Source organism: Aliivibrio salmonicida LFI1238, assembly GCF_000196495.1.
Classification (GTDB): Bacteria; Pseudomonadota; Gammaproteobacteria; order Enterobacterales; family Vibrionaceae; genus Aliivibrio; species Aliivibrio salmonicida.
Genome location: NC_011313.1, coordinates 821,397 through 835,892, shown reverse-complemented (window position 1 = coordinate 835,892; position 14,496 = coordinate 821,397). Strand labels below are relative to the sequence as shown.

16 protein-coding genes are annotated in these 14,496 nt (G+C 37.6%); 4 read left to right on the top strand and 12 right to left on the bottom strand.

The window, feature by feature from the left end; genetic code table 11:
- Positions 1-111 precede the first annotated feature (111 nt).
- The gene (locus tag VSAL_RS19975) at positions 112-1,740 is read left to right on the top strand and encodes a putative bifunctional diguanylate cyclase/phosphodiesterase (protein ID WP_129546105.1); all 1,629 of its coding nucleotides are present in this window, start codon (positions 112-114) and stop codon (positions 1,738-1,740) included.
- A gap of 42 nt (positions 1,741-1,782) precedes the next feature.
- Here the strand turns inward: VSAL_RS19975 and VSAL_RS24305 are convergent, their stop codons facing one another.
- From VSAL_RS24305 to VSAL_RS19955, 5 genes are read right to left on the bottom strand one after another with little or no spacing between them, the layout of a single operon-like run.
- Positions 1,783-1,881 (bottom strand): hypothetical protein, encoded by a 99-nt coding sequence (locus tag VSAL_RS24305; protein ID WP_407921291.1) that lies wholly within the window; start codon positions 1,879-1,881, stop codon positions 1,783-1,785.
- Positions 1,860-2,510, bottom strand: coding sequence for a thioredoxin domain-containing protein (locus VSAL_RS19970; protein WP_012552056.1), 651 nt, complete (start codon positions 2,508-2,510; stop codon positions 1,860-1,862). Before VSAL_RS19970 ends, VSAL_RS24305 begins: the two co-directional genes overlap by 22 nt.
- Positions 2,511-2,520: 10 nt before the next feature.
- Positions 2,521-3,057: a protein disulfide oxidoreductase gene (locus tag VSAL_RS19965; RefSeq protein WP_012552055.1), complete on the bottom strand. Its 537-nt coding sequence runs from the start codon at positions 3,055-3,057 to the stop codon at positions 2,521-2,523.
- The gene (locus VSAL_RS19960) at positions 3,057-5,165 is read right to left on the bottom strand and encodes a protein-disulfide reductase DsbD family protein (RefSeq protein ID WP_012552054.1); all 2,109 of its coding nucleotides are present in this window, start codon (positions 5,163-5,165) and stop codon (positions 3,057-3,059) included. The genes VSAL_RS19965 and VSAL_RS19960 overlap by 1 nt, the downstream gene beginning before the upstream one ends.
- A 53-nt stretch (positions 5,166-5,218) precedes the next feature.
- Complete coding sequence (locus VSAL_RS19955; protein WP_012552053.1) at positions 5,219-5,605, bottom strand: hypothetical protein; 387 nt, start codon at positions 5,603-5,605, stop codon at positions 5,219-5,221.
- 231 nt (positions 5,606-5,836) lie between these two features.
- On the opposite strand from VSAL_RS19955, the gene VSAL_RS19950 reads away from it, so the two are divergent.
- Entirely contained in the window at positions 5,837-7,513 is a 1,677-nt protein-coding gene (locus VSAL_RS19950) for a methyl-accepting chemotaxis protein (protein WP_012552052.1), read from the top strand.
- 77 nt (positions 7,514-7,590) lie between these two features.
- Here the strand turns inward: VSAL_RS19950 and VSAL_RS19945 are convergent, their stop codons facing one another.
- The gene (locus tag VSAL_RS19945; RefSeq protein WP_012552051.1) at positions 7,591-8,289 is read right to left on the bottom strand and encodes a metal-dependent hydrolase; all 699 of its coding nucleotides are present in this window, start codon (positions 8,287-8,289) and stop codon (positions 7,591-7,593) included.
- Between the two features lie 56 nt (positions 8,290-8,345).
- Here VSAL_RS19945 and VSAL_RS23685 point away from each other — a divergent pair, with 56 nt between their 5' ends.
- Positions 8,346-8,516 (top strand): hypothetical protein, encoded by a 171-nt coding sequence (locus tag VSAL_RS23685; RefSeq protein ID WP_012552050.1) that lies wholly within the window; start codon positions 8,346-8,348, stop codon positions 8,514-8,516.
- 144 nt (positions 8,517-8,660) lie between these two features.
- Here the strand turns inward: VSAL_RS23685 and VSAL_RS19940 are convergent, their stop codons facing one another.
- The 5 genes from VSAL_RS19940 to tnpA all read right to left on the bottom strand — a co-directional run bounded on the left by VSAL_RS19940 (position 8,661) and on the right by tnpA (position 12,382).
- A complete protein-coding gene (locus tag VSAL_RS19940) occupies positions 8,661-9,329 on the bottom strand; it encodes an OmpA family protein (protein ID WP_012552049.1) in 669 nt (222 codons plus the stop codon).
- Between the two features lie 157 nt (positions 9,330-9,486).
- Positions 9,487-10,044: an Lcl C-terminal domain-containing protein gene (locus VSAL_RS19935; RefSeq protein ID WP_012552048.1), complete on the bottom strand. Its 558-nt coding sequence runs from the start codon at positions 10,042-10,044 to the stop codon at positions 9,487-9,489.
- A gap of 120 nt (positions 10,045-10,164) precedes the next feature.
- Positions 10,165-11,652, bottom strand: a complete 1,488-nt coding sequence (locus VSAL_RS19930) for an IS66-like element ISVsa2 family transposase (protein WP_012549008.1) — start codon at positions 11,650-11,652, stop codon at positions 10,165-10,167.
- Positions 11,653-11,723: 71 nt separating this feature from the next.
- Positions 11,724-12,071 (bottom strand): IS66 family insertion sequence element accessory protein TnpB, encoded by a 348-nt coding sequence (tnpB, locus tag VSAL_RS19925; RefSeq protein WP_012548924.1) that lies wholly within the window; start codon positions 12,069-12,071, stop codon positions 11,724-11,726.
- Positions 12,068-12,382, bottom strand: a complete 315-nt coding sequence (tnpA, locus tag VSAL_RS19920; RefSeq protein WP_012548925.1) for an IS66 family insertion sequence element accessory protein TnpA — start codon at positions 12,380-12,382, stop codon at positions 12,068-12,070. The genes tnpB and tnpA overlap by 4 nt, the downstream gene beginning before the upstream one ends.
- A gap of 301 nt (positions 12,383-12,683) precedes the next feature.
- Between tnpA and VSAL_RS19915 the strand changes: the two genes are divergently transcribed.
- A complete protein-coding gene (locus VSAL_RS19915) occupies positions 12,684-13,472 on the top strand; it encodes a DUF262 domain-containing protein (RefSeq protein WP_049940469.1) in 789 nt (262 codons plus the stop codon).
- On the opposite strand, the gene VSAL_RS23045 is transcribed toward VSAL_RS19915, so the two are convergent.
- A protein-coding gene (locus tag VSAL_RS23045) for an IS630-like element ISVsa8 family transposase (protein ID WP_085941784.1) occupies positions 13,473-14,479 on the bottom strand; the annotation gives its coding sequence in 2 pieces (ribosomal slippage) (positions 13,473-14,101 and positions 14,101-14,479; 1,008 coding nt in all).
- Positions 14,480-14,496 lie beyond the last annotated feature (17 nt).

Here is a 14,496-nt window from a genome sequence, read left to right as displayed (position 1 = left end):
TACGTTCAAATAATTCTTGGTCGAAAGATCTGATCGTTAGGTGGGCAATTAGTTCAGCCTTATCCAGAATTCAGGTTAACCTATGGCGTGATTGAGTGGGGGCCAGACCTTATGATTCGTCGTTGGTCTAAGGCCTGCCAAAATTGGTTTGGATTACACTCTGATGAATTGTTAGATCAAGACATTGCTTTACGTGCGGATATTGTGGGCGCGTATTTTTCTAAAATGACACATGAATTGAATAAAATGCGTGAAGGAAAAACGGAGCATGCCGAGTGTGAAATTCCATTCACTGGTAGCGATGGGCATGCGATTATCCTTATTTGGAAATTTTCAGCAATTTATGAAGGCAATGATCTCATTGGTATTTTAGGATTAGTTGATAACATCACCAAGCAAGTGGCGTATCAACAAGAGATTGAACATCAAGCGCGATTTGATGAACTAACAGGGTTGCCTAATCGTTACGCTCTTGTCAAAAGTATGAACTCTCATTTTTCTATTCATCGTAAATTCACCGTTTTACATATTGATATTAAAGGCTTTAAGTTCATCAATGACCACTATGGTCACCGTTATGCCGATAACTTACTTGTTGAATTATCACTTCGAGTAAAAAAACAAGTTCGTAAAGGAGAGTTTTTTGCTCGATTAGGTGGTAATGAATTCGTGTATTTAATTTCATCCCACGATCGCATTGAACTTACCGCTAGAATTAACGTACTTAAAGGCGTTTTTGGTGAGCCAATAAAAATAGCCGAATCAAGTTTAATCACCCACGTTAATTTAGGTGTAGCGACCTGTGATTCATGTAATGAAAATTCAGAAGAACTGCTCCGTCAAGCAGGGGTTGCCGTTCATTATGCCAAAAGACATTCTTTAAGTGATGTGTATTATTACACTGAAGAGATGGAGAATAAGGAGCGAATTCGATTTGGTTTAGAGAGTGAATTACGAGGTGCATTAGAGAGAGAAGAATTTGAGCTGTATTACCAACCTATCTTAAATCATAGAACCAGTATGTTTGATTCTGCTGAAGCTCTTATTCGGTGGAATAGCCCGACAAAAGGATTGGTTTTTCCTAATGATTTTATCCCTCTAGCAGAAGAAACTGGCTTGATTCATCAGCTTGGCCATTGGGTATTAATTGAAGCAATAAAACAGTTGAAGTATTGGCAAGAGAATCATGTAGGTGTTGATAGAATATCGGTAAACATGTCAGCGATTCAGCTTAATGATGTTGATATTGTCGAGAAAGTGAAAAGTGCGATTGTGGATTACAGCATTCAACCTGAATCGTTAGTGATTGAAGTTACGGAAAGTGCTTTATTAGACAGTTCAGGAGAGGTGCTTAAACGAATTAAAGCAATTCAAGAACTTGGTGTGTTGATTGCTTTGGATGACTTTGGAACGGGATATTCAAGCTTGAGCTACCTGTCTAATTTACCGTTGGATCGTTTAAAAATAGATCGCTCTTTTGTTAATCGAATTGGAAAGAAACGCGATGAGGTGTTGATTAATGCGATTATTTCCATTGCTCATGGAATGGAGTTAGCGGTTGTAGCTGAAGGAATTGAAACCGATGAGCATCTTTCATTTTTAATGGAAAAAGGATGCGAATATGGACAAGGGTATTTGTTTAGTAAACCGATTTGTGCGTCGGATTTTGAGGCATTTATTAATAATAATCGGGATACCGATCTCGCTGAGTCTTCTTCATGTAGCAGAGAGCATTACTAATAAGTAGCCATGTCTTTTTAGCCATGGCTACTTTGATTTATATTACTTTAACTGTGCTTTTATCGTTGCTTCTAATTGGTCTTGTGGAATAAAACCAGGAATAATTTCAGATCCAATGATTAAGCTTGGTGTTCCTCGCAAGCCAAGTTGAGAGAATATTTTTTCATTTTTTTCAACAAGCGTTTTTTCTTTTGGTTAGGCGTTAAGTCTTTCTGAGTATCAGTAAGATCGGCAATTTTCATGATTGATGTGCTGTCATGTCGTGATGGTTTTGCCATCATTAAGCGGTGCACTTCTGCAAATTTTGTTTTGTCATTTTCCCATACATTTAATGCATACCACGCCGTGTTTGTTTTTAGGCCAGGGACCATCCGTTGTTGAAACGGCAATAGCACATTAACGACGCGTATCTCAGGGTATTTCTTAATGATGTTAACTAAACTTGATTCTAAACGCTTGCAATATGGGCAGTTATAATCGGTGAAGTTGATGATCGTCAGTTTTGGATTTTCAGCCCCAAAATAAGGTTGTTCGGGGTTGTTATACAGATAATCATGGTTTTGTTCTAAGACGCTGCTCAATGATTTTTGGCCATCAATGTACTGCGTTAGATTTGAATATAATCCATCAATTATCTCTGGGTTTTTACGTAGTAAATCAGATATTTCAGTCAGTTGTTTTTCTTGAGCAGGATTGATTTTCTCTGCCAGTGCAACCGGTGATAAGACAAGACTTGCAGCGATTGATACGGATAATAATAATGATTTCATGGAGTGATTCCTAAGCGAATAATAAACGTAGCCACAAGCCCATTGGGGTTGTAACGCCAGTTGTAATTGAAGATATTTCACCGTTTTTTACGATGACGATCGATGGGGTAGCCGTAACTCCCCACTCTTTACTAATACTGCCCGTTGAATCATTAATCACGGGAAACTCATAGTCTTTGTAATTCATGAATGTCGTTAACCGAGCATCATCACCGGAGGTTATAGCGACAGAAACAACGTGATGATCACTTGATAACCAGCTCACGCTTGGGCTAACAACATTGCACACTGGACACCATGTGCCCCAAAAATAAAGTAAGACGGGTTCATCTTGACTCATTTTCTTAATGTCTACCCATTCGCCGTCGATTGTGTTGATTGACAGGGAAGGAATAGCTTCTGATGGCATGTCTTGGCTACGCCAAAAATCAACGGCAACAGAAAACAAGGTAATGATGAGCGTGAATTTGACGATCTCTTTTACCCAACGGGTGATCTTTGCTTTCATCGTTTGTGTCTTTTTTGGCATTATGTCTTTCTTTGCCATTAGTTTGTTCTTCCTGCATATTCCAGAGCGTTGATAACGTCATCACTGGTTAATAGCACTGATAGTGGTAATCCCTGAGGCGCATTGGGGCCATAAACGACATTGAGTGGTACCCCAAATCGTTGATGGCTTTTTAAGTAATTGGTAATTTTATCGCTTGGATGCGTCCAATCACCTTTCATGGTAATGACGTTATCTTGCTGTAATGCTGAATACACAGGATCTTGTAAAATCACACCAATCTTATTGGCCTTACAAGTAATACACCAATCAGCCGTTACATCGACAAAAACCGTTTTTCCTTGTTTAACGTATTCATCAATGGCGTGCTCATTTAATGGTTGCCAAGCAAGGTTATCTTCCGTTGGCGTTGACCAATGTTTGGTTGTCATACTTCCAATTAACAGTGCTGCACTGGTTGCAAATACAATGACAGCAATAATCGCAATAACAGTGTTTTTACCTTGGGTTTTACCTATTTGATACAGTAAGTATGTGCTGAGTAATAACCCAATAATGGCAGCTGATAGCCCACCAATAAATGGTGTAAGTAAACTCAGCAGCCACAATGTGGTGATTAACATCATGAGGCCAAAAATGAGTTTGACTTTATTCATCCACATGCCCGGTTTTGGCATAAACGAAACAAGGCGAGGGAATAAAGCAAAAACCAGCCAAGGTAGCGCCATACCTAAACCTAAGAAGGTGAATATCATCAACATTTCAACGGTACTTGCACCTAATCCAAAGGCAACCGCGGTACCCAGAAATGGCGCACTGCATGGGGTTGCGAGTAAGGTTGCAAACATCCCTTGTACAAAATGTCCAAGTGCGGAATCGTTGCCCTTATTTGCAAGAGAGGTAGAAAATCGACTTGGTAATTGAATTTCAAATACACCAAACAAATTAGCCGTGAATAAGGCGGTTATTGTGACCATAAAACCAATGAAAATAGGGTTTTGGAACTGAATTCCCCAACCAATAGCACTGCCTGTGAACTTTAAGATAAGTAACCCTGCCGCTAATAACCAAAATGAGGTTAATATTCCGGCGGCAGAGGAAAAAAACTGCAAGCGAATTGAGCGTTTACTCGCTTGAGAAGACGCCACCATGCTGTTCAGTTTCATGCCTAATACGGGCAATACACACGGCATAATATTAAGAATTAAACCACCAAGCAACGCAAAGCCTATCATTGTTAATAAGCTTGTTGATGTCGTTTGTGCAAAAGGCTTGTCATTGATAACAGCCTTCAGTTCATGGGAGAAAAGGGCATCAGACACGGTAATCGAAATAGGTTTGCCGACTAAGTCTGTTTCGCCTAACCAGTTCGTTACCTTATAAGTCGCGGTTACGTCGTTACCATTAATGTCTATTGATGGTTGGGAAAAATAGTCATCGGTAATTTCGCTGCCATCAATGAGGATCTGTGGTTTATCCCAACCCGCATCTTGGCGTAATTTAACGTGTAATTGTTGTGATACCTTATCAAAAGAGGCGGCCACAATGGTAATGGAATCACTTGCTGTTGGTACGTTTGACAACCCTTGTTGGTACAAATGTTGAGCGTCTGCATCCGTTTCAATGTTTGTGAGATTGATAGGGGGTAATTCCAGATCATACTCAGTTAGGACACAAATATTGGTACAAGTTGGTAGGGTCAACTTACCTAAGAAACTAACGGGTTTGGTAATATCATCAACGGTTAGCTCCATAGGGAAAACAACATCGTGCTTGTAGCCAAGCGTCATTAAGCCTGATTGCTCATAATAAGCAGGGGTAGGCCAATGCCAAGCTAAATTAGAAAGGTTGGTTGATTTACTCCAATCGAGTACAGGTGAAACGCCTGCCTCACCAGGTGAGCGCCAATAGGTTTTCCATTCACCATCAAGTTTTACCTCGAGTAAACCTCGGGCTTGATTGTTCTCTTCATCGACTTCACCTGTCAGCATAAAGCGAACTTGTGCCGGTGGATGATCAGGGTGAGTTAACCAGCCTGTTGTAATGGGTTGTGCAGATACCGAAAATGCCGACAACAAGAGTGTTGACGTTAAAAGAATAGCTAAACGTAATACGCTCACTATTTTAACTGATTGAATTTTAAACACAGTGTTACTCCGAAAATAATTATATAAAAAAGATATAAGTACTTACGGTATGTTTATTCTTGAAAGGTACAAAAAGCCAAATGTCGCCGCACGCCATAAGACGTTGTGGGCTCTGTAAATACATAGGCAGTCCCTGCGTGTTTAAGCATAGACGCAATAATGAGCAGAGCGACGATAAACATTGGGATCGCAAAATCTAAATGAACAGTATGAGCATTAAATAAATGTTCACTATTATGGCATTGAGAAACACCATCATCAGCAGTTTGAGTGGTTGATTGCTGCTGTAATTGCTCAGTAGCGTCTGGATGAGGCGTTAGTGAGCAAAATGAAGAGAGACCTAAATTTTGAGAAAAGCAGACCATTAGCACAATACTCACTAATATTAGTGACCATGAAGCGAGATGTTGACGCTTGTATTGGAGTAATGAGAATTTCAAAAAATCAGCTCAATTTCAAATTATGACAATATTCACATTCTATGGATAAAAATGGAAAGGTCAATATTGTTTTTGTTATTAGAAAGTCATTTTTATTAAATGAATACCTTAGAAATAAATATTTTCTCCATGAATGTTTGGCGCGGAAATTGATAGTAATAAAAGATAATAATTATAGATTTTCCACTATTTTTAAATCAAGATTTAGCTTGAACTTCCAGAGAGATAAATATGAACTTATCAATAAAAGCAAGATTGTATTTACTTGCGATTTTACCTATCGTTTTAACGTCGATATTAATTATGGCGATGACTTATAAAGAAACAAAAGCGCTTAATCAAGCTCAAATGGACATAACTCGTACCCAAATGATGCAAATGAAGCGTACGGAACTTAAATCTTATTTAGATATTGTTTCTTCAGAACTAAAGCATCTTGAAAAACAAGGAAAATCAAAAGAAGAAGTTTTGGAATCATTAAGATTTGTGAAATTTGCAGACACGGGTTATTTATTTGGTTTTGAATCTAATGGGGTACGCATTTTACAAGGAAATACTAATGATATTGGTAGTAATATGTGGAATGTAAAAGATAAGAGAGGTAATTATCTTATTCAAGATATTATTACAGCAGCGAAAAATCGTTCTGGTTATTCGACGTATTATTATCCTAAGTTGAATGAAACGGTTGCCTTACCAAAGCTTGCTTATAGTGTGTATTTTTCTAAATGGGATCTGATTGTTGGTACTGGTTTTTATACCGATGATGTTGATGATGTTGATGTTGATGCTGTGATTAGTGATATGAAAGCTTTAAGTGATGAGCAATTATCGAAAAGCATGAAAGCGATTGTTTTCTTTACTTTTATTATTATTGGCGTTGTTGCCGTACTTAGTTTTTTCATTAATAAAAGTATTATGGCTCCGATTCAAAAATTTGATGAGTCTATTCGTTCATTTGCCTCCGGTGATGCCGATTTAACAGCAAGAATGCCTGATTTTACTGTCCCTGAATTTAATCAGTTAAGTCAGAATTTCAATTTATTTGTAAGTTCGCTTCATCAAATTATTAGTAATGTTTCGTTAGTTAGTAAAGAAGTAGTAGCTGAAACGACAAAGATGTCAGAACGATCTGCGCAAGTTAATGCCGTCGTAGTTAATCAACGTTCAGAAACTGAGCAGATTGCAACAGCAATGACAGAGTTAACTACCTCATCTCATGAGATTTCGTTGAACGCAGAGCAAGCTGCGAATTCGGCTCAAGATGCAGACAATAATGCACAAGTAGCAATGAGAACGGTAAATGAAGCCTCTGATTCTGTTAAAACACTGGCTGCTGAATTGGATGAAGCAAGTAATGTGATTTCTAAATTAGAAGAAGACGTGCAAAATATTGCAAGTACATTATCGGTTATTCAAGGTATTGCGGAACAAACTAATCTATTGGCATTGAATGCGGCGATTGAAGCGGCAAGAGCAGGTGAGCAAGGGCGTGGTTTTGCCGTTGTTGCTGATGAAGTTCGTAAATTGGCAAGTAGTACCCAAGAAAGTACAGCACAAATACATTTACGAATTGAAGCATTGAAATCGGGTTCAGATTCAGCAGTTCAAGTGATGGCTGCCAGTAAAAATTTCAGCACATTAACGGTAAATAAAGCGGTTGCTGCTTCTGAGTCATTAAGTCAGATTTTAGAGTCAGTAAATACAATAATGGAAATGAATTCATTAATTGCTACTGCGACACAAGAGCAGAGTCTTGTTGGACAGGAAATCTCTGAACGAATTGTATCTGTCTCAGATCAAAGCTCAGAGTCAGCAGAATTAGCAAGTCAAAACCGTACCGGTGGCGTATTACTTAATCAAAAAGCGAATGAGCTTTCAGAGCTTGTCGAGCGTTTTACGCTGTAATATGGTTAATTCTATACAATGATGTAAATATAGAGTTAATAAAAAAGCACAAGATTAATAAGATCTTGTGCTTTTTTTTACCAAATTTTAAATGTTTGCCAGTTACTTAACGTGATAATCGTTGATTCTATCGGAGGTGCGAGAAGTGCCAAGATAGCAACCGCAATGAGGAAGACGGTGGTTAAAGATAGATTCGAAAAATCGGTGAGTTTACATGCTGAACCAAACGATCGTTTAATTCGTACATTAGCTAAATCGACACTGTATAGCTCATCCAACAGTAGATGGATTACTCCCCCACAAAAGACAAAGGCCCCTGATAGCCATGAGAATAGATCCGCGTGTTTAAATTGCTCATTAATGATGAATGCCGTGAGATTGGTTGCTAATAAACCACAAAATAATAAGAAGAGAATAGAGTGGCATATACCTCGATGAATGGTCTGCCATTCAAATACATTTCGTATTCCGTATTTGATCACAAGATGAATCACAACGGGTAATCCGATTAATAATATAAACTGTCTTTCATTGATGGCATCACTAGTAAAATAACGAATACTGAGTAAGACAATACAGACCGTAAATAGGTTAAATATGATGTCTAATGAGGTGGAATTATCTGAATCGATATCGGGAAGTAACCCTCCAAGTGTGCCTAAGAACCAGAGCCATAATGCCGTATTAAGCTCGATATGATTTGCTGAAAGCAGTGCTGCAGAGGCAACACCTGACGCCAATGCGGCGACATTTAAATGAGTACTGAAATTTGCCATAGGTTTTATGAGAATTCTTTTGTAATATGAAGACTGAATTATTGAGATAAGTGATTATGTTTAAAATATTTGCATTACTGTTCATCGTGTTAGGTATTTACATTGGAATGAATTACGGCGATGAAGTTCAAAGTGTGATGGATTCAGATACCTTTGAGAAAGTACAAGACACCTTAGTTGATGGTAAAGATCTTGTGCTTGAAAAAATAGAAGATGCGACTCAATAACGCGATTTATTTCATTGAGTTACTGAGAAAATAAAAATCCCCCAAGATGGCTTACATCGAGGGGGATTTTTTGATTCTATAACAATACACCGTTGAAGCCAATAATTAACTGTATATATAAACAGTTAACATTGTCACGAAAGATTATTTAAGCGGTAGGATAGTGATTTCTACACGGCGATTGCATGCACGACCTTGTGATGTTGAGTTATCAAAAACAGGGTAACGTTCACCGTAACCACGAGCATTAACACGACCAGCGGCTACTTTTTGTTTAATCAGGTAAGTACGTACTGATTCAGCGCGTTGCTCAGATAGGGTTTGGTTTTTAGTATCATTGCCAGAGCTATCAGTATGGCCATCAATTTGAAGGGCTGTATCTGGGTACTCAACAAGAATACGAGCAACGCCATTTAATGTGTTGTAAATGCTTGCGTCTAATTGGTAAGAGCTAGATTGGAAGCCAACGCCATTGTCCATGATAAGTTTTAATTCGTTATCACCAACGCGTTCTACTTGTACGCCTGAACTTTTTAACTCGTCACGTAGGGCTTGCTCTTGGCTATCAAAATAGTAACCAACTCCACCACCAACCGCGCCACCTGCTGCTGCACCAATTAATGCATTCTTACGACGTTCTTTTGCGTTATCGCCAGTAGCAAGTCCAACCGCAACACCGGCAAGAATACCGGCAAGCGCGCCTTTTGTTGCTGAATTTGTTTCTGTTTCACCGGTGGTTGCATTTTGACGTTGAGTTGCTTGACAGCCGGTTAAACCGATAAGTAATGCGAGCGCAATTGTGATTTTTTTCATATTTTGTCTCTAGTTATGTACATCTGTGCCGCGCAGTGTACTCCCAGAAGACCAAAATGCAATGCCTTCTGGTGGAAGTTATTGATAAAAATGCCTATAATTGTGTGAAATAGGTCACCTTAATATTCAGTTAAGTATAAGGTGACTTACTTGTCTTTTATTCAGCGATTAAAAGAACGCTGAGCTTATGTTGAGCCGGATTATAAGAGTAAACTTCCCCATTTGGCGTATCAAATGAGTAAACTTCATTACCATTATTTGATGGGGTATTGCTCCAAATATATCCAGCAAGATCACCAACTGCATAGTTAAACGCTTTACCAAAGGCTTTTGTATTAACCGCGGGGCTATAACAAGCGGCTTCTTTTAATGACATGAGTTCTTTGATATTTGGCATTCTCCACTTTTTTATTCCACCAAATTCATGAAGTTGGTGGTTGCCATTTATATCATTAATGGATGCAATCATGGTTAACGCGCTTTGCCAAAAATACGTTTCAGTCGACCCTTCGCATTCTTTGCTGATGTTATTCCATTGCTTTCCAAGCGGACAACGCATCCAAGTTAAGCCCGTTAAATTATCGGCTACCGTACCATTGTCAAAATTGATATAACGGCTGTTGGGGGCAGTGCGAGAGAGATCAGCACTGCATTCTTGTGCAAATGCAGTGATAGAAAAAAAAGAAATAAGTGCAGTAAACATAAATTTGTTCATGATTAATTACCTTGTACTGAAACTAAGCGGGCAGGGAATAAGTAAGAAGGATCATTTTCGTATTCGGCATTAAATTTTAACGGTGTATTTTCTGTAAATATTTCGTAAGCGTGCGGGGAACTACACCTTGTCTTTTACATTCCAAGGTAAAAGTGAATCGATATCTGGCGATCCAACACATAAACGATCTAGACAATACCTAATATAATCGTAAGGGATTAATCCGTTTGCCTTTGCTGTTTCTACAATGCTGTAAAGCATTGCACTTGAATCTGCACCAGCCGTTGAACCCGAAAATAACCAGTTTTTCCGGCCGATAACAAACGGTTTAACCGCTCGCTCTGCTCGATTGTTATCAATAGATAACAATCCATCATCAATATAACGAACTAATTTATCCCATTGATTTAATGTATAGCTAATCGCCTCACCTAATTTTGTTTTAGGTGATACTCGACTAACTGCGCTATCAAGCCAATCACGGAGCTCTTTAAGTAAATCGCGGGCTTCTGTCTGCCTAGCAACATACTTGGCTTCAGGGGAAGCCTCTTTTAATAACGATTCGATCCGGTATAGCTTTTGGATTTTACTCAATACCCAATCTGCACTCCCTGTTTTCCCTTTTACTTGAACACGTTGAGCCTCAATAAATCGTCGACGTGCGTGTGCCCAACAGCCAACTAAAATCGCTTCAGTTTGTTCATAACCTTGGTAACCATCGGTATGTAAATACCCGTTATAACCTTTTAAAAAGTTAACTGGATGGTAGCCATGCCTGCTAGATTGATAATCATAAAGTACAATTCCAGGCAAAACACCAGAGCCTGGAGAATCATAGCCAGAGCAGTAGACCCACATATAACATTTTGCTTTTTCAACATCCAACACATTTACCGTTGTTTCATCACAATGCAGAGTGGGTTGTTCAAGCAAAATACGATGTAACTCGTTATTAAGAGGGGTAAATAGTACCGAGCATTTTATTAACCAATCCGCCATCGTTCGCCGTCCAATAATGATACCCCATTGCTGAAATAACGTTTCTTGACGATAAAGTGGAAGACTGTATTGAAATTTAGCCGTAATAATTTGAGCAAGTAAACTTGCGGTCGCAATCCCTTTAGGGATTGGTGACGCTGGCATTGGGGCTTGTTTAATGTCTACTGAAGTATTGTTTTTTTCACAATTTCGGCAAGCATATTTAGGACGAACATGTTGAATAACTTCCACTTTAGCTGGTACAAATTCCAACTTTTCACTGATGTCTTTACCCATCGCATGCATCTCTAGACCGCAACACTTACAAGTTTTATCTTTTATGTCGTGGATAATAACAGTACGCGGTAAGTCTTCAGGTAAGCGTTGGCGTTTTGGCTTTTGACGAGTGTAGGTAATCGTTTGTGTGTCATCATTTTCAATGATGATTTCTTCTTCTGTTTCATTGAATAAATCAAATTGAGTCGAGTCAGATTCACTGCTTTTACCAAAGCGCTGATGTTGAGCCAGCCGAAATTGCTCTAGAAGACGGTTATATTTATTTTCAAGCTGAAGCACAAGTGCTTTCAGCTCGTCAATGGTATCAGGAAGTGGTTTTATTTTATCAGTCATGTAGATGACTATATAACGATAATACAGGTAATCAATCGGTTGCCTCCTATTCTTGACTGAGAATCAACTATTTAAAGGGTTGTTTGATAATGTACCGGTTGATGTCCTAAGATATCAAAACCTTGTAATAGCAGTGTCAGTTGCTGCTCTGATAATGCTAACGTATCGTTATTTATATTTCGTGGCCATTTGAAGCGGTCTTCATCTAATCGCTTGTACCATAAAGCGAATCCTGTTTTATCCCAATACAATATTTTGAGTTTATCACGAGGCTTATTGCAAAATATAAATAGAGCATCACTAAACGGTGATAGTTGCATTTCTTGCTCAACAATCACGACAAGGCCATTAATGGCCTTGCGAAAATCGACAAAATCACGATGAAGATAAATGGTGGAAACATCAGTAAATACATTCATGATTGATACCCTTTTAATAAGAGTCCTATCCAGTGAGGTTCAGTATTAGCTGGCAATGTTAATCGCAATTTTCCGATAGAAAGTTGAATATCTGGTAATTGTGGAGTGGCGATGATAGTTGATGTTAACGCTTCTACTTTCAAGAAAGTAGAAGCGTTAATCTTTTGTTTCCATCGTGCTTTACGTGCACTAAATGTCTTTGGCAGAATATTATGGTTACGACAAAATTCAGCGGCACTAAGCTTGCTAGATTGCTGAGATTCAAATAGAGCGTGCCATTGCTCTGGTGTTCTCTTTTTATCTTTTTGCATAATTACGTTCTCGTTAAATGAAAGATCGTAAGATACGCATAATGAATTTTATTTGTTAGGTGTAGTTCCCCGCACGCTTACTTTCGGTTAACAATATTAACTTTTACAACTCAAATGAGAAAGAAACTAAACCGAAAAAACAAGCCAAATAATGTACTAACACGATTTACTACACTCGGTATCTCATGTTGTCGGGTGTTTCTCGTTTTAAGGCGTCAATATTAAGTATAATCGCATAATAGTAGACGTGTTATGTAGGCGGTTAGATGCTAACAATGAATTTAATATATAGAGAGTTGGAATGAAAATTGAAGCTAAAGTAAAGAGCTTAAAAAAAATTTTCGTGGATGATGATAAGTTTTATCAAATTCCTGATTATCAGAGACCTTATTCATGGGATAAGGATAATTTAGCAGATTTAATCGATGATCTTGTTTCTGCTTATGTTGAAAATAATGATGAAACATATTTTTGTGGGTCATTAGTTTTAGTTGATAATAAATCTGATTCAAGATTTGACATTATTGATGGTCAGCAAAGAACAACTACCTTTACGATAATCTCGTGTGTAATTAGAGACGTTTACCTTTCAAAACTGGGACGAAAATCGCAAGATTATATAAATGATTCAATACAAGATAAATATGAACATACTAAAAGAAAATTAAAGTTTCTAACAAACGAACAATATCAAATTGATTTTGAAGAAACTGTTTTACAGAAAGTGAAATTTATTGAGTCTAAGCATTTTGAAAAAGATATTTTAAATAATAAATATTTAAAAAATGCACATTATATTCGAGAGTTTCTCAATGAAAAAATAATAGAGAATGGAATAGATATAGATAAATTTGTAATTTGGTTATTCGAGAATGTAGTTTTAACTGTTATCACTTGCCCTTCTCAAGATAGTGCAATTCAAATATTTAACGTATTAAATGACAGAGGTATGCCTTTAAGTTCTATTGACATTCTAAAATCCACACTAATGCAGAAATTAGATGGAAAAGAAGATAGAAATGCATTTAAGGTAAAGTGGGAGAATATAAATTCAAATTTAAGATTTGCAAAGTTTGACTTAGATAAGTAGTCACGCAAAAGTTATTGTGAATTTTTCGCCGTAATAATTTAATATGTTTTTGATGTTAATACTGAGGTCTTCAAACGTTTTGAACGCTTCACATGGTAACCATTCATATTTTACTTTCTTCCACAATATCTCAATGATATTGAGCTCTGGAGAGTACGGTGGTAGATAACAAACTAATACATCATTCATCAACCACTCATGCAATTTTTGTTTAAATTTTGCTGACCTATGAAAAGAGGCATTATCTAAGATAATAAAGCATGGCTTATCGTTTTTTCGTGCGTTGATAAAGTGCTCAAATGCATCAATTACTGTATCGGTAGTTACTCTTCCTTCCGTTGTTTGAAAACTCAATTTACCTTGTCTACTTAAGAAGCCAAGAACATTGAGCCGTTTGCTGTGTGAATGAGCAGGCCTTAGCGATTGAACACCGATAGGTCCCCAACAATAAGGAAGATTAGATTTCTGACTAAAGCCTGACTCATCAAAATAAAAGAGTTCACATTTATTCGTACGTTCCATTTCAATCAATGAATTCAATATATTACTGAAATTATTGAATTTCATATCGTCACGCTTTAACTTTAATGAGTGTCGGGCTCTTTTGTAACTGTAATCACTTTTTTTATATTTCGTTTAATAGTGTCTAAGCTGGATTTTTTACCTGTTTCTTCTTCAAGTATTGCTTGTGCTCGTTTAAGTTGATGTGGCTCTTCATCAACCAATGACTTCAAACGATATACTTCTGCTTCTGTGTAAATAGGTTTTCTACCTATACGAACAGCGTCATACAATCCGAGCATTCCACAGGCTTCCCAATGGTCTATCCATGACGATATGGTCTCAAATTTAGCGTCTAAAATATCAGTTAACGCTAAAATAGAGTAGCCTTTATCACTGAGAATAATCGCATGTGCTCGTATTCTTACTCTATTTTTTGGATGATTAGCGATCGCTTCTTTTAGGGTTATTTTTTCATTGTCTGTTAAAGGATTAACTGCTTTCATTATGATATAGACACTGA

Excerpts from the sequence above, each read along its gene's own strand:
- VSAL_RS19975 (WP_129546105.1), top strand. The coding sequence starts at position 112 with ATGATTCGTCGTTGGTCTAAGGCCTGCCAAAATTGGTTTGGATTACAC.
- VSAL_RS19970 (WP_012552056.1), bottom strand. The coding sequence starts at position 2,510 with ATGAAATCATTATTATTATCCGTATCAATCGCTGCAAGTCTTGTCTTA.
- VSAL_RS19965 (WP_012552055.1), bottom strand. The coding sequence starts at position 3,057 with ATGGCAAAGAAAGACATAATGCCAAAAAAGACACAAACGATGAAAGCA.
- VSAL_RS19950 (WP_012552052.1), top strand. The coding sequence starts at position 5,837 with ATGAACTTATCAATAAAAGCAAGATTGTATTTACTTGCGATTTTACCT.
- VSAL_RS19945 (WP_012552051.1), bottom strand. The coding sequence starts at position 8,289 with ATGGCAAATTTCAGTACTCATTTAAATGTCGCCGCATTGGCGTCAGGT.
- VSAL_RS23685 (WP_012552050.1), top strand. The coding sequence starts at position 8,346 with ATGTTTAAAATATTTGCATTACTGTTCATCGTGTTAGGTATTTACATT.
- VSAL_RS19940 (WP_012552049.1), bottom strand. The coding sequence starts at position 9,329 with ATGAAAAAAATCACAATTGCGCTCGCATTACTTATCGGTTTAACCGGC.
- VSAL_RS19935 (WP_012552048.1), bottom strand. The coding sequence starts at position 10,044 with ATGAACAAATTTATGTTTACTGCACTTATTTCTTTTTTTTCTATCACT.
- VSAL_RS19930 (WP_012549008.1), bottom strand. The coding sequence starts at position 11,652 with ATGACTGATAAAATAAAACCACTTCCTGATACCATTGACGAGCTGAAA.
- tnpB (WP_012548924.1), bottom strand. The coding sequence starts at position 12,071 with ATGAATGTATTTACTGATGTTTCCACCATTTATCTTCATCGTGATTTT.
- tnpA (WP_012548925.1), bottom strand. The coding sequence starts at position 12,382 with ATGCAAAAAGATAAAAAGAGAACACCAGAGCAATGGCACGCTCTATTT.
- VSAL_RS19915 (WP_049940469.1), top strand. The coding sequence starts at position 12,684 with ATGAAAATTGAAGCTAAAGTAAAGAGCTTAAAAAAAATTTTCGTGGAT.